Origin of the sequence: Mangrovibacter phragmitis, assembly GCF_040429585.1 — a bacterium.
Lineage (GTDB): Bacteria > Pseudomonadota > Gammaproteobacteria > Enterobacterales > Enterobacteriaceae > Mangrovibacter > Mangrovibacter phragmitis.
In genome coordinates this window covers 3,646,741-3,660,949 of sequence record NZ_CP134782.1, presented here as the reverse complement: position 1 = coordinate 3,660,949, position 14,209 = coordinate 3,646,741, and the positions used below count along the sequence as shown (strand labels likewise).

Here is a 14,209-nt window from a genome sequence, read left to right as displayed (position 1 = left end):
AATGGCGCATCATGAACAGGTAAGAAAATAAATTAAAATGCCGCGTGTTTATAAGGCTGGTATTCTGCTTTCCAGAACGTTTTATCAATAGCGGAAAGAATAGCATCGTCATCCATTTGTGGTGCGACACCATCCTGTTGCGCGGCTTTTGCCACAGACAGTGCTATTGCTCGAGAAACCTGTTCTATCTCTTCAATAGGAGGCAGTAACTTGCCACGTTCTGTTTGCACCAGTGGTGAATGATCAGCCAGTGTCTGGCTTGCTGCCAGTAGCATACCGTTCGTGACACGGCGTGCTTTCGCTGCCAGAATGCCCAGCCCCAGGCCCGGGAAAATATAGGCATTGTTACATTGGGCAATGTCATAAATATTATCCTGGTAGCATACTGGTGGGAACGGGCTTCCTGTGGCAACCAGTGCAGCGCCTTCCGTCCAGGCAATCAAGTCTTGTGGTTTGGCTTCCGCGCGTGACGTTGGGTTGGACAACGGCATAATAATAGGATGCGGGCAGTGGCGATGCATCTCTTTAACGATTTCTTCACTGAATAACCCCGGTTGCCCGGAGACGCCAATTAACACAGTGGGTTTCGCGTGGCGGACTACATCCATCAGGGAAATTGTTCCGGCTTCATTACCCCAGCCCTGTACTTTTTCCCGGCTGGTGACCAGACGGTGCTGGAAATCCCGCAGGTTTGGCATGTCGTCAGTCAACAGGCCAAAACGGTCCACCATGAAGATTCGTGAACGTGCTTCTTCTTCACTGGCACCATCTGCCACCATACGTGCAACGATAGTTTCCGCAATACCACAGCCTGCGGAGCCTGCACCCAGGAAGGCAATACGCTGGTCGCGCAGTGTTGAACCTTTAGCCTGTGAACCGGCAATCAGTGTACCTAGTGCAACGGCGGCTGTACCCTGAATATCATCGTTAAAGCAGCACAGCTCGTCACGGTAGCGGTTCAGTAATTGTGTGGCGTTATTCTGAGCAAAGTCTTCAAATTGCAGCAGAACATTTGGCCAGCGCTCTTTTACGGCATTGATAAACATATCCATAAATTCACGGTATTCACCATCTGTGATACGTGGGTGGCGCCAACCCATATACAGAGGATCATCCAGGCGTTGGGCATTATTCGTGCCGACATCCAGCATGATGGGCAATGTAGATGCCGGGTTAATACCACCACAGGCTGTGTACAGCGATAATTTACCGATAGGGATACCCATGCCGCCAATTCCCTGGTCACCAAGGCCGAGAATACGTTCGCCATCGGTCACAACAATGACTTTTATGTCATGGCGGGAAAAGTTTTGCAGCATGTCATCAATACGGTGGCGGTCTGGCCAGGAAATAAATAACCCACGCGCGCGGCGGTAGATATCAGAGAAGTGTTCACAGGCCTCACCCACTGTAGGGGTATAGATGATGGGCATCATCTCTTCGAGGTGTGAGCGCAGCAGGTTATAGAATAATGTCTCGTTAGTATCCTGGATATTTCGCAAATAAATATGGCGGGAGAGGTCGCGTTTAAAGTGATTAAACTGGGACCATGCGCGTTCAGTTTGTTCAGTGATGGTCTCGACTTGTTCAGGCAACAGGCCAATTAAATTTAATGCAATACGCTCTTCATGAGAAAATGCCAGCCCTTTATTTAACAAAGGGTTTTCCAGCAACATAGCCCCAGTATACGGGGTATAAACAGAATTTTTTTTTAACATCTGAATGCTCCAGAGACGATCATACTGCCACGGCGCATAAGAGAAAAATGTCACCACGTAAATATACGTCTGGCGTATGATGTAGGGGTGTAACGGTTTAATTTAACCCCGATTGTATTCCTCATTTTTGCAGAATTTTAATTACTTTAATTGCATTAAACTTTAATTAGTTTTTTTAGTGTTTTTTGTTTGATTATTATCCAGGGATGGATGGCGGGTAACTATCAACGTGAATCTGCTAACCCATATAACGGTATTAATGCGTTATATAATACCAGATGTTTTATTTTATGTGACGAGGTTAAATATTTCAATAAATGATTGTGGAAAGTATGAGTTAAATATGTATTTAGTTTCCTGCCTTTGTCCGGTGTTTTTGTGCGTTTGCCTGATATTCATTTGATGCCAACACCAGGCGGGTTGCACCCAATGAAAGTGCAGAGCTCCATACCCTGTAATGCAGTCAGGCTTAACCCCATGACCACCATTATGCACAGTGCGCCAATAAATGGTGAACTACCCGCTAACAGAGTCGGAACCAGCGGTACAGGCATAGCACTTAAATTGGATAATGACTGTCATTTTTATCTTTGATTCAGCTGCGTGTCGAGGGCTGTGCGTACGTTTTGCATAATAATATATTCAAAATTTCTGATGATCATCATCATGGTTATCTGCGTTTATTTGCACGCTGAAAGCCGTAATCTGGCAGTAAGTAATCTGACACGGTAATTAAGGATATAATGATGAACACCTCACGTATGCCTGCACTGTTTGTTGGCCATGGCAGCCCAATGAATGTGCTTGAAGATAACGTGTATACCCGCTCCTGGCAGCAACTGGGTAAAACACTACCTCGCCCGAAAGCGATAGTGGTGGTTTCTGCTCACTGGTACACGCGAGGTACTGGCGTTACCGCTATGCCTAATCCAAAGACTATTCATGATTTTGGCGGGTTCCCGCAGGCGCTGTTTGATACGCAATACCCGGCTCCTGGCGCACCGGATTTAGCACAGCACTTAGTGGATTTACTGGCTCCTGCTGCTGTCATTAAAGATGACAGTGCATGGGGGTTTGACCACGGATCATGGGGTGTGGTTATCAAAATGTACCCTGATGCCGATATACCTATGGTACAGCTGAGTATTGATGCTACCCAGTCACCGGTCTGGCACTATGAAATGGGCCGTAAGCTGGCAGCACTGCGTGATGAAGGTATCCTGCTGATAGGTAGCGGCAACGTTGTACACAACCTGCGTACTATTCGCTGGCAGGGTGGGAGTGAGGCTTATCCCTGGGCAACCGCCTTTGACCAGTACGTTCGCGATAATTTGACCTGGAAAGGTGAAGCGCAAGACCACCCGTTGGTTAATTATATGGACCACTCAGGCGCTCAGCTTTCATGCCCGACACCAGATCACTACTTGCCGCTGTTGTATATTTTGGGGGCGTGGGATGGTGAAGAGCCAGTGAGTATTGTTATTGAAGGAATTGAAATGGGTTCTCTGAGTATGCTGTCTGTGCAGGTTGGCGCATAACGACATTGCCACCGGGTACTGTGTCAGAACCCGATGAATACTGAATAAGGCCGCGCCTGATTAACAGGCGCGTGCAGTCATTATTCAGGGGTGAAGCTGTGTGGGTAAAAGCGTGAAAGATCCTGCGTGATCAGTGCCCTGTCTTCCCGTATACCGATCCCGGCGGGTTGGTCATTAATCAGCCAGGATCCAATTAGCGTATAACTGTCACCAAACCTGGGTAATGGGTGGTATTGCTGGACAATCATACCTTCTTCACCATATGGACCCTCCGCCCGGGCTATTTCTTTCCCTTGTTCAATAATCTGGATATTGGCACCTTCGCGGGAGAAAATGGGTTTCACCACGTAGCTCTCCATGGCGGGATGATCATCTGCGGCAAACCAGGCGGGCAAAAGATTCGGGTGCCCTGGAAACATTTCCCACAGCAATGGCAGTAATGCTTTGTTAGATAAAATACTCTTCCAGGCCGGTTCCAGCCAGCGCACACCAGCATCTTCAAGTTTTGTCGAAAACATCTCCCGTAGCATGAACTCCCACGGATAGAGTTTAAACAAATTGCTGATGACCTGGTCCTGCATATCGGTAAACTGACCTTTTTCACCCAGCCCAATTTGATCCATAAACAGGAATTCGGTTGGCAGCCCGGCTTCGGCTGCGCAGTCCTGGAGATACTGCACTGTGCCCCGGTCTTCAATGCTGTCCTGGCAGCAGGCCATGTGAAGCAAATTGAAGCCATACTGTTCGCGCAATACACGAAAACGCTCGATTAACTGCTCTTGCAGGCTGTTGAACTGATCACTTCCCGCAGGCAGGTTACCAGCGTTGATTTGATCTTCCAGCCAGATCCACTGGAAAAACGCAGCTTCATATAATGAGGTTGGTGTATCGGCATTGTTTTCCAGTAGTTTAGGTTCCCCGGTACCACCCCAGGCAAGATCCAGCCTGGAGTAGAGAGACGGCTGGCGGGTTGCCCAGCTTTGGCGTACGAAACCCCGGGTATGGCGCGGGATGCAAAATTTATCCATCAGCGCATCACTGGCAACCACGCGTTCCACGGCTTTCAGGCATAACTGGTGTAATTCAGCAGTAACATCTTCCAGTTTTTCAATTTCCGCCAGGGAGAACTGGTAATATGCATCTTCACACCAGTAGGGCTCGTCATACATGGTGTGAAAGTTGAAACCAAATTCGCGGGCTTTATCCTGCCAGCCTGGACGTTCGGTAATAGGCAGACGTTTCATGACTTAACCACCCATTGTACGACGCGTTGTGCCACTGGTACTGGATCGCTGCATGGACGCTTGTTTGGCGACGCTTTCACCAAAACCACCACGAGTAATTGTGCTGGTAGTTGTGGGTTTCGGCGCCATAGCGGTTTTGGGCACAGTCATGGTGCGCCCAGGCGTTGCTGCGCCGTAGCTTTTACCACTGGCATCTGTGTAACGGCCATAAGCCGGGCTGGAGGGGTTTTTCGAACTGAACAGCGGCTGTTGAGCATAAGAGCCGCCCATCATACGCCCCATCATGTACCCGGCCATTAATGGCATCCAGAAACTCCCACCTGACTGAGCCTGTGCCTGATTGTCACCGGCGACACTCGCCTGGGAGGGCGCAGGCTGGCATTGGCCTTCACCAAATTCGGCAACACAATCCTGACGAGTCGCGTATTTAGGTGCGGTGCGTTCAGCTTCTTTCAGGGCGTTGTTATAGGCTGTTGTACATTGCTGGCTTTCACCTGGATTGGCTGCACTACAGTCATCCGCATTTTGGTAGAGTTTTACTGTTTCATCGCTTTTTTCACAGCCAGCGAGTAAAAATGCTGCCGTAACAACCAGAGCAACTGGCGTCAAATGCCGTGCATTCCAGCTTTTGCGAAAGGCGGCGAGTTGTATTGTTTTGGTCCTTTTCATCATTCTTTTCCTTGCCCAGTGGTAGAGATTACTTGGAGTGCAAAGAATAGAGGAACACTGATTATATTTGAAGCAATGTGCAGAATTGTGGCGTCTTCTTTACGAAGCCTTACGTTTAGAAAAAAAAGAGCCAAAAGGTTCTCTGAGGCTGATAACAAACTTCATGTCCACACAGAACGAGAGGATGTCACCCAATGAGAAACACGGAAACTTAATTCACAGAATTTCGGCTGCTAACTAAAAGAGAGCCAAAAGGCTCTCTTTAGATAAAACAAAACGGCCAATCAGTGGCTCAGCATTTTTTTGCTGCTGGCTCTTTTGACTGTTTTTTGTCCTGTTGTGTCATTGTAACCATCTGCTCTCGCATCCTGCTGCATATTATCGGGCGCAATGCTTTCAGGTGAAGTCGAAACCGGTTTGCTCAGTTCGCTGTTCAGTGTGACCAGATCCTGCTGGTTCAACGTACCCAATGCAGATTTCAGTGTCAGGGTATTGATCAGGTAGTTATAACGTGCGTTGGAGAGTTCCTGCTTGGCGTTATACAATGTAGACGTTGCATCCAGGACATCAACAATAGTACGGGTACCGACAGAGTAACCGGCTTCCATCGCATCCAGTGAGCTTTGTGCCGACACTACTGCCTGTTTATAGGCATTGATGCTGCTGATGGATGCATTGATGTTGTTCCACGCTGAACGGGTGGTTTGCACAACACTGCGGTGAGCACTTTCCAGTGATTCGCTGGCACCCACGAAGTTATATTGCGCCTGTTTCACCTGTGAAGTCACAGACCCACCGCTGTAGAGCGGTAAAGAGAAGCTCAGGCCAACCGAGTTCTGCCCAATGTCTCTGTCTGCATAGTTTGAACCGACAGCGTTATGACCATTGTATTTGGTGTTGGAAACACTACTGGACGCGGTCAGATTCAGGGTAGGCATATGGCCGGTCTGGTAGTAGCGAATTTGTTCACGAGCCAGGTCCTGGTTCAAACGTGCCTGCAATAAAGATAAGTTACGGTTTTCCGCTTCTTTGAGCAGGTTCTGAACGGCCTGAGGCTTGGTGACTTTCATATCCGCAACGTTGACGGAGGCCAGTTCAGAGTAGTAATTGCCGGTAATCTGGCGCAATGATTCCAGTGCATTATCCAGATTGTTACGAGCGGTGACTTCATTAGCCAGAACGCTGTCGTACTGAGCACGGGCGTTTTGTACGTCAGTAATCGCCACTAAACCAACATTAAAACGCTGGGTGGTTTGGTCAAGCTGGCGGTAAATAGACTGTTTTTCCGCTTCAACGTATGACAACGAGTCGATAGCGCTCAATACGTTAAAATACGCTGTTGCGGTATTGAGAATCAGCGCTTGTTCGTCAGACTGGTAGGAGACATCCTGTATTCCCGCCGTTTTTTCCTGGATGGTCAGCGCACGCCATTTTGACATATCGAAAATAACTTGCGTAAGCTGTAAGGACGCGCTGGTGGCATTGGAGTTAATGCCATTGTTGTCACGGTAGCCGTTATTGTAGGTATAGTCGGCTCCCAGGCCCAGTTGAGGTAATAATGGGCTGCGTGATTCATTGATTTTCTCAAATGCCGCATCGCGATCAGCTGCGGATTTACGCAGGTCAGGGTTACTGATACGTGCCTGCTGATAAACCTGCAACAGGTTTTCTGCCTGGCTCATGGTACTGAACGCGATAAAGCTCAGACCGATAAGTGTGGGGAGCAGTTTCTTCATTTGCATTCCTTGTTGTGAAGCAGAAATTGTGTGTAATAACGCTGACTGATGCCAAAAATGATCGCCGATTTTAGCAGGTTCAGCGTTGACAACGTCTTGGCGTTAAGTGCCATCTGCCCTGAAAATTCATCAATCTACCACAGAGTGGTTGAAACAACATTCCTGATGGATTGAAATCAATAAAACAATCACTGTTCGAGCAGGTCTACTGATGGATAAAGAAAACAAAAACATCACAACGTTTACAAAAAACGATGTAGAAATTATTGCACGGGAAACAGTTTGGCGTGGTTTTTTTTCGCTGGATGTCTGGCGTTTTCGTCATCGTATGTTCAATGGCGGAATGAGTGAAGAGGTTCGTCGGGAGATTTTCGAACGTGGCCACGCGGCAGTATTGTTGCCCTATGATCCGGTGCGTGATGAAGTGGTGATTATTGAGCAAATTAGAATTGCTGCTTTTGATACCAGTGAAACCCCATGGCTGTTGGAAATGGTTGCCGGCATGATTGAAGCGGGCGAGTCTCCGGAAGATGTTGTGCGCCGTGAGGCAGAAGAAGAGGCCGGGTTGCATGTGAAGCGTACCCGGCCGGTATTAAGTTACCTGGCAAGCCCTGGCGGAACCAGTGAACGGTTGTCTATTCTGGTCGGAGAGGTGGATGCAATGACTGCGACCGGAGTCCACGGCCTGGCGGAAGAAAATGAAGATATCCGTGTTCATGTCGTCAGCCGGGAAACGGCGTACCAATTAGTTGAGGAAGGGAAAATCGACAACGCCGCATCTGTCATCGCCTTGCAATGGCTGCAGTTGCATTATCAACAATTACGACAAGAGTGGAACGCATGACAATGAAGCGCTATACACCTGATTTTCCTGAGATGATGCGTTTGTGCGAAACAAACTTCGCCCAGTTACGCCGGTTGCTGCCACCTGTTGATGCAATCGGTGAAAAAATCAGCTACCAGGTCAATAGTGCTCAGTATCGGTTAACGATTCTTGAATCAACTCGCTACACTACGCTTGTTGAGATTGAACAAACGCTACCCTCTGTCACATACTGGAGTCTTCCTTCCATGTCTGTCAGGCTCTATCATGACGCCATGGTTGCTGAAGTGTGTTCAAGTCAGCAGATCTTCCGTTTTAAAGCACGTTATGATTATCCTAATAAAAAGTTGCATCAACGCGACGAAAAACATCAAATTAACCAGTTCCTTGCCGATTGGCTACGTTACTGTTTAGCGCATGGAGCGATGGCGATTCCGGTTTGTTAGCGTCGTGAAACCTAAGGACACCATTTGGAAAGCCTGTTGACAATACCTGCTGCTGATGAAGCCAGTATCAGGATACTACAAATTACTGACACCCATTTATTTGCCGGGAAAGATGAAACGCTGTTGGGCGTTAACACCTGGTCAAGTTATCGGGCAGTACTGGCGGCCATCCACAAAGAAGCCCGTCCGTTCGACCTGATAGTTGCCACAGGGGATTTAGCACAGGATCAGAGCAACGAAGCTTATCAGCACTTCGCTGAAGGGGTTTCTTCGTTGGCGGTACCTTGTGTCTGGCTGCCTGGCAATCATGATTTTCAACCCGCGATGTTCAGTTCGCTGAAAGAATCGGGTATTTCGTCTTCAAAGCAGGTACTGGCAGGGAAAAGCTGGCAGGTTTTGCTGCTTGATAGCCAGGTTTTCGGTGTGCCTCATGGTGAGCTGAGCGAGTACCAGCTTGAGTGGCTGGAAAAAAAACTGGCTGAAAACCCTGACAGGCAAACTTTGTTACTGTTGCATCATCATCCTCTGCCTGCCGGATGCAGCTGGCTTGATCAACACAGCCTGCGTAATGCCCAGGCACTTGATGATGTGTTGCAACGTTATACAGGGGTGAAACATTTGCTGTGTGGGCATATTCACCAGGAAATGGATGTGGACTGGAATGGGCGCCGGATGATGGCTACGCCGTCCACCTGTGTGCAGTTCAAACCACATTGCGCCAATTTTACACTGGACACGGTTGCGCCGGGCTGGCGCTGGATAACACTGCATCCGGATGGTTCGTTGACAACTGAAGTTTGTCGTTTGTCGGGCAGCGCGTTCAGCCCCGATACTGATTCTGAAGGTTATTAATGGCCACTCTTCTTTATCTCCATGGTTTCAACAGCTCACCGCGTTCGGCAAAAGCCACCAGTATGAAAAACTGGTTGGCTGAGCACCACCCGGATATCACCATGGTTATCCCTCAGTTACCTCCTTACCCGGCCGATGCTGCAGAAATGCTTGAATCTATTGTAATGGCCAGAGGGGGAGAACCGATGGGCATTGTGGGTTCATCATTAGGTGGGTATTACGCCACCTGGTTGTCGCAATGTTTTATGTTGCCTGCGGTGGTTGTGAATCCGGCTGTACGCCCTTTTGAATTACTGGCAGATTTTCTCGGAGACAATGAGAACCCATACACCGGCCAGCAATATGTGCTAGAGTCTCGCCATATTTATGATCTCAAAGTTATGCAGGTTGACCCGCTGGAAGCACCCGATTTGCTTTGGTTGCTACAGCAAACGGGTGATGAAGTGCTGGATTACCGCCAGGCGGTGGCTTATTACGCCCCTTGCCGCCAGCTCATTGAAGAGGGGGGTAATCATGCATTCACCGGCTTTGAACATCATTTCACACAGATTATTGATTTCCTGGGGCTGAGTTAGTACCAGGTATCTTCTTCCTTAGTTGAGCAGCGAAAAACCATGACGCAATCCTATAACGCTGATGCCATTGAGGTACTTACCGGGCTTGAGCCGGTTCGCCGTCGCCCGGGTATGTACACTGACACCACGCGCCCTAACCACCTTGGTCAGGAGGTTATTGATAACAGCGTGGATGAAGCGCTGGCAGGCCATGCCAAAAAAGTTGACGTAATTCTCCATGCCGATCAGTCGCTGGAAGTTATTGATGACGGGCGCGGCATGCCTGTCGATATTCACCCGGAAGAAGGCGTTCCGGCGGTTGAGCTTATCCTGTGCCGCTTGCACGCCGGGGGAAAATTCTCCAATAAGAACTACCAGTTTTCTGGTGGGTTACATGGGGTGGGCATCTCTGTTGTCAACGCGTTATCCAAACGGGTTGAAGTGACAGTTAAGCGTGATGGTCAGGTGTATGGCATTGCGTTTGAGAATGGCGATAAAGCTGAAGAACTGCATGTAAAAGGGACCTGCGGTAAACGCAATACCGGCACCAGCGTGCATTTCTGGCCTGATGAACAATTTTTTGACAGCCCGCGTTTCTCTGTCTCTCGCCTGTCGCATTTGCTGAAAGCAAAAGCAGTACTGTGTCCTGGTGTGGAAATCACCTTTCGCGATGAAGTGAACAACACTGAACAGCGTTGGTGTTACCAGGATGGCCTGACAGACTACCTGAGTGAAGCCGTTAATGGTTTGGTGACGCTGCCGGAGAAACCCTTTGTAGGTAATTTCTCTGGTGAAACCGAAGCCGTTGACTGGGCGCTACTGTGGCTGCCGGAAGGCGGCGAGCTGCTGACTGAAAGCTATGTCAACCTGATCCCTACCATGCTGGGTGGGACCCATGTTAATGGCCTGCGCCAGGGGTTGCTGGATGGTATCCGCGAGTTTTGTGAATTCCGCAATATTCTGCCGCGTGGTGTGAAATTATCTGCTGATGATATTTGGGAACGTTGTGCTTACGTCCTGTCGGTCAAAATGCAGGACCCTCAGTTTGCCGGGCAAACCAAAGAACGTTTGTCATCTCGCCAGTGTGCGGCATTTGTTTCTGGTGTGGTAAAAGATGCTTTCAGCTTATGGCTGAACCAGAATGTGCAGGCGGCAGAACAACTGGCTGAGCTGGCGATTGCCAGCGCGCAGCGCCGGCTGAGAGCGGCCAAAAAAGTTGTACGTAAGAAACTGACCAGCGGCCCGGCACTGCCTGGTAAACTGGCAGACTGTACTGCCCAGGATTTGCATCGTACTGAGCTTTTTCTGGTGGAAGGGGATTCCGCTGGCGGTTCTGCCAAACAGGCGCGCGACCGCGAGTATCAGGCCATCATGCCTTTGAAAGGTAAGATCCTGAATACCTGGGAAGTGTCTTCAGACGAAGTGCTGGGCTCCCAGGAAGTGCATGATATTTCTGTCGCCATTGGTATTGATCCCGACAGCGATGATTTAACGCAACTGCGCTACGGTAAGATTTGTATCCTGGCGGATGCAGACTCCGATGGTCTGCACATTGCTACATTACTTTGTGCGCTGTTTGTGCGCCATTTCCGCCCGCTGGTGAAGGCAGGCCATGTGTATGTCGCTATGCCACCACTGTATCGTATCGACCTGGGTAAAGAAGTCTATTACGCCCTGACTGACGAAGAAAAAGATGGGGTTATGGAGCAACTTAAGCGTAAACGTGGTAAACCAAATGTTCAGCGCTTTAAAGGATTGGGTGAAATGAACCCACTACAGTTACGTGAAACAACGCTGGATCCCAATACCCGCCGCCTGGTGCAGTTAACCATTAGCGATGACGATGAAGAACGAACCCAGTCGATGATGGATATGTTATTGGCGAAAAAACGTTCTGAAGACCGCCGAAACTGGTTGCAGGAAAAAGGCGATATGGTGGATATTGAGGTCTGATTTATTGCCGGTTAACAACCCTGATGATAGAGGCGTAAAGCCCTATCTCAGGGTTTTTTATGCCCGTTGGAGCGTATTTGTTCATCAGTATAAGCGCATTGCCTCATAATGATGCAACCGCAGATTCACTGATCGATAACGCCTGCATAAATAAATTAATTATCGGATTAATTTTTTTTCCTTTCTTCAGCATCAGGTAGAAAGGCGTTTTTGCCACCAGTTTTTCATTACTGAGTTCCTGTAATAAACCCCGATCAATATAGCTTTGCGCATAATGTTCTGGAAGATAACCAATAAAGTGTCCGGTTAATATTAACATGGCGACTGATTCAACCTGAACAGCCTGTATTTTTGTGTCGTGAACAGGCAGGAGGCTACTGCTATCGCGGTGTGAAACATACATGTGATTAATCATTTTTTGTTGTTTTATTATATCAATAGACACGTTATTTTTCTCTTCTTCATTAAATAGTGGGTGAGAGGAGGAACAATAAATTTTCGAAATTTCGTGATATAAAATAAAATACTCAAATGCTTCTTTTTTTTCATATACGGGGCCGATCCCGCAATGATAACGCCCCTCGCTAATACCCCTTTCTATATCTTCTAATTGCGATGTTTGCAGACGGATATTTACTTTTGGTGCATTCTGGTGCAATTGTTGCACCGCTTTGGTGACAGGCGACTGAGTATCAGAAATAGTATTATCGACCACGCTAATCGCAATATCGCCGAGAACTTCATTGCGACTACTGTGAACCCTCTCACGGAAAGTATTAAGTGAAACAAAGAGTTCCAGCGTTGCCTGGTATACATTTACGCCGTATTCTGTCAGTTCAAAGCCTTCTCGCCCACGGCTGCATAATGTCATCCCAAGGCGTATTTCAAGGTCGGAAACCTGTTTGCTAATTGCAGCAAGGCCAATATTCAGCTCATGGCTGGCCGCCGTCATTCCTCCGGCTTCCACCACACATTTAAAAACCCGCAGCAATTTTAGGTCGATGTTATTTAATGAAAGAGTTGTTCCATCATTACGATTCATCGCGCTGTTTCCATTGCCCGGATTTGCCATGTTTCCATAATGAGAAACTTTACTTTCCATTTTTACTATTTAACTCCGTAAATATTGCGGTAAAAGTACAGTGAACATGAAATGAATTAAGTTTTCCAGTGATAGTAAAAATAAGTTTTTATTATTGCCGGAGACGAACTCATTTATCACCGTCTTGAAAGGGAAACAGCATGTCTGAAAATGCAGAGCGCCTTTGGGGAGCGCGTTTTAAATCCGCTCCAGCCGCCAGCCTGAGTGCGTTATCACGCAGCCCGGAGCACTATTTCTCACTGGCTCCCTACGATCTCGCCGGGTGTCGGGCCCATGCCAGAGAGCTGGAAAGAGCCGGGCTGCTCAGCGCTGAAGAGTTATCAGCCATGCTGGTGGCGATTGACAAGCTGGACCAGGATTTTCGAGCCGGACTGGTTTCACCAATTACTGCGGATGAAGACGTTCATACATTTATTGAACGTGTACTGGTTGAACGCCTGGGGGAATTGGGCGGGAAGTTACGCGCTGGCCGTTCTCGTAATGACCAGACAGTGAATGATTTGCGTCTCTACCTGCGGGATAACGGGCGTCGTGTTGCCAGTGCATTGCTGGAGTTACAACAGGCGCTAATGGGCCAGGCAGCCCGACATCTTCACAGTGTTGCTCCGGGTTTTACTCACCTCCAGCAGGCCCAGCCCATTGTTTTTGGGCACCAGTTGCTGGCTCACGCTCAGGCTTTCGCCCGGGATATTTCACGTATGCAGGACTGGGATCAGCGCAGTGCATACTGCCCTCTGGGTGCCGCAGCAATGGCAGGTTCAGCTATTGCCCGCCAACCCGAACTTGCAGCTCAGGAACTGGGGTATATCGCAGCCTGTGAAAACTCCATTGATGCCGTTGCCAGCCGTGACTTTGCTGCGGAGTTTTTGTTTGTGACTGCCATGATAGCTGTCAACCTGTCGCGCTTGTGCGAGGAAGTCTGCCTCTGGTCATCTCGCCAGTTCCGCTGGGTGGAGCTGGATGACAGCTATGCTACTGGCAGCTCGATTATGCCGCAGAAGAAAAACCCGGATATTGCCGAGCTGACGCGTGGGCGCAGTGGGCGTCTGGTCGGTAACCTGATGGCATTACTGACTACTATGAAAGCGATGCCACTCTCCTACAACCGGGATTTAAGTGATGACAAGCGTAATGTCATTGATGCAGTAGAAACCCTGTTGCTGGTCCTGCCTGCCATGTCTGGCATGGTTGCCACCCTGAAATTCGATACACAGAGAATGGCGCAGCAGGCGCCGGAAGGCTTTACCCTGGCAACAGAGGTGGCGGACTGGCTGGCCATGCGCGGGGTGCCATTTAAGCATGCTCATGAAATTACCGGCCAACTGGTACAACTGTGCGAACAACAGCAGTGCGGGCTGGATGCACTGAGCGATGCCGAACTGAAATCGGTAGATGAGCGCCTGACGCCTGACGTTCGTGATGCCCTGACACTGGATGCGGCATTAGCGGCCCGCCACGGTTTCGGTGGCACCGCACCGCACTGTGTTGAACAACAGTTAGCCCGCCTGCAAACGTTGACCGAATCCCAGCTAAGCTGGACCCGGAATTACACTGGGCCGCGAGCCTGAAGGAGG

Annotated in this window: 12 protein-coding genes; 7 read left to right on the top strand and 5 right to left on the bottom strand. The window is 49.0% G+C overall.

The annotated features are described in order from the left end of the window. Nucleotides 1-32: 32 nt before the first annotated feature. Complete coding sequence (locus MPHASIOC01_RS17665; protein WP_064600419.1) at nt 33-1,718, bottom strand: NAD-dependent malic enzyme; 1,686 nt, start codon at nt 1,716-1,718, stop codon at nt 33-35. A 746-nt stretch (nt 1,719-2,464) separates the two neighbouring features. On the opposite strand from MPHASIOC01_RS17665, the gene ygiD reads away from it, so the two are divergent. Next, complete coding sequence (ygiD, locus tag MPHASIOC01_RS17660) at nt 2,465-3,256, top strand: 4,5-DOPA dioxygenase extradiol (RefSeq protein WP_353614953.1); 792 nt, start codon at nt 2,465-2,467, stop codon at nt 3,254-3,256. 80 nt (nt 3,257-3,336) lie between these two features. Here the strand turns inward: ygiD and MPHASIOC01_RS17655 are convergent, their stop codons facing one another. From MPHASIOC01_RS17655 to tolC, 3 genes are all read right to left on the bottom strand, one after another. Next, nucleotides 3,337-4,500, bottom strand: coding sequence for a glutathionylspermidine synthase family protein (locus tag MPHASIOC01_RS17655; protein ID WP_064600416.1), 1,164 nt, complete (start codon nt 4,498-4,500; stop codon nt 3,337-3,339). A 3-nt stretch (nt 4,501-4,503) separates the two neighbouring features. After that, nucleotides 4,504-5,169: a DUF1190 family protein gene (locus MPHASIOC01_RS17650; protein WP_064600415.1), complete on the bottom strand. Its 666-nt coding sequence runs from the start codon at nt 5,167-5,169 to the stop codon at nt 4,504-4,506. 284 nt (nt 5,170-5,453) lie between these two features. Next, on the bottom strand, nt 5,454-6,905 hold the full coding sequence (gene tolC, locus MPHASIOC01_RS17645; RefSeq protein WP_353612993.1) for an outer membrane channel protein TolC: 1,452 nt from the start codon (nt 6,903-6,905) through the stop codon (nt 5,454-5,456). A 211-nt stretch (nt 6,906-7,116) separates the two neighbouring features. Between tolC and nudF the strand changes: the two genes are divergently transcribed. From nudF to parE, 5 genes are read left to right on the top strand one after another with little or no spacing between them, the layout of a single operon-like run. Beyond that, nucleotides 7,117-7,749: an ADP-ribose diphosphatase gene (nudF, locus tag MPHASIOC01_RS17640; RefSeq protein ID WP_064600410.1), complete on the top strand. Its 633-nt coding sequence runs from the start codon at nt 7,117-7,119 to the stop codon at nt 7,747-7,749. 2 nt (nt 7,750-7,751) lie between these two features. Next, nucleotides 7,752-8,174, top strand: coding sequence for a DUF1249 family protein (locus tag MPHASIOC01_RS17635; RefSeq protein WP_036105661.1), 423 nt, complete (start codon nt 7,752-7,754; stop codon nt 8,172-8,174). A gap of 24 nt (nt 8,175-8,198) precedes the next feature. Further along, a complete protein-coding gene (gene cpdA / locus MPHASIOC01_RS17630) occupies nt 8,199-9,026 on the top strand; it encodes a 3',5'-cyclic-AMP phosphodiesterase (protein WP_064600409.1) in 828 nt (275 codons plus the stop codon). Further along, complete coding sequence (gene yqiA / locus MPHASIOC01_RS17625) at nt 9,026-9,601, top strand: esterase YqiA (protein WP_064600408.1); 576 nt, start codon at nt 9,026-9,028, stop codon at nt 9,599-9,601. Before cpdA ends, yqiA begins: the two co-directional genes overlap by 1 nt. 39 nt (nt 9,602-9,640) lie before the next feature. Continuing rightward, nucleotides 9,641-11,533, top strand: a complete 1,893-nt coding sequence (gene parE / locus MPHASIOC01_RS17620) for a DNA topoisomerase IV subunit B (protein WP_064600407.1) — start codon at nt 9,641-9,643, stop codon at nt 11,531-11,533. Between the two features lie 103 nt (nt 11,534-11,636). Here parE and MPHASIOC01_RS17615 read toward each other — a convergent pair whose 3' ends face one another. Beyond that, the gene (locus MPHASIOC01_RS17615) at nt 11,637-12,635 is read right to left on the bottom strand and encodes a LysR family transcriptional regulator (RefSeq protein WP_353612992.1); all 999 of its coding nucleotides are present in this window, start codon (nt 12,633-12,635) and stop codon (nt 11,637-11,639) included. A 140-nt stretch (nt 12,636-12,775) separates the two neighbouring features. On the opposite strand from MPHASIOC01_RS17615, the gene argH reads away from it, so the two are divergent. Then, nucleotides 12,776-14,203 (top strand): argininosuccinate lyase, encoded by a 1,428-nt coding sequence (gene argH, locus MPHASIOC01_RS17610; protein WP_064600403.1) that lies wholly within the window; start codon nt 12,776-12,778, stop codon nt 14,201-14,203. Nucleotides 14,204-14,209 lie beyond the last annotated feature (6 nt).

Coding starts and splice junctions, on each gene's coding strand:
- MPHASIOC01_RS17665 (WP_064600419.1), bottom strand. CDS start 1,718: ATGTTAAAAAAAAATTCTGTTTATACCCCGTATACTGGGGCTATGTTG.
- ygiD (WP_353614953.1), top strand. CDS start 2,465: ATGAACACCTCACGTATGCCTGCACTGTTTGTTGGCCATGGCAGCCCA.
- MPHASIOC01_RS17655 (WP_064600416.1), bottom strand. CDS start 4,500: ATGAAACGTCTGCCTATTACCGAACGTCCAGGCTGGCAGGATAAAGCC.
- MPHASIOC01_RS17650 (WP_064600415.1), bottom strand. CDS start 5,169: ATGAAAAGGACCAAAACAATACAACTCGCCGCCTTTCGCAAAAGCTGG.
- tolC (WP_353612993.1), bottom strand. CDS start 6,905: ATGAAGAAACTGCTCCCCACACTTATCGGTCTGAGCTTTATCGCGTTC.
- nudF (WP_064600410.1), top strand. CDS start 7,117: ATGGATAAAGAAAACAAAAACATCACAACGTTTACAAAAAACGATGTA.
- MPHASIOC01_RS17635 (WP_036105661.1), top strand. CDS start 7,752: ATGAAGCGCTATACACCTGATTTTCCTGAGATGATGCGTTTGTGCGAA.
- yqiA (WP_064600408.1), top strand. CDS start 9,026: ATGGCCACTCTTCTTTATCTCCATGGTTTCAACAGCTCACCGCGTTCG.
- parE (WP_064600407.1), top strand. CDS start 9,641: ATGACGCAATCCTATAACGCTGATGCCATTGAGGTACTTACCGGGCTT.
- MPHASIOC01_RS17615 (WP_353612992.1), bottom strand. CDS start 12,635: ATGGAAAGTAAAGTTTCTCATTATGGAAACATGGCAAATCCGGGCAAT.
- argH (WP_064600403.1), top strand. CDS start 12,776: ATGTCTGAAAATGCAGAGCGCCTTTGGGGAGCGCGTTTTAAATCCGCT.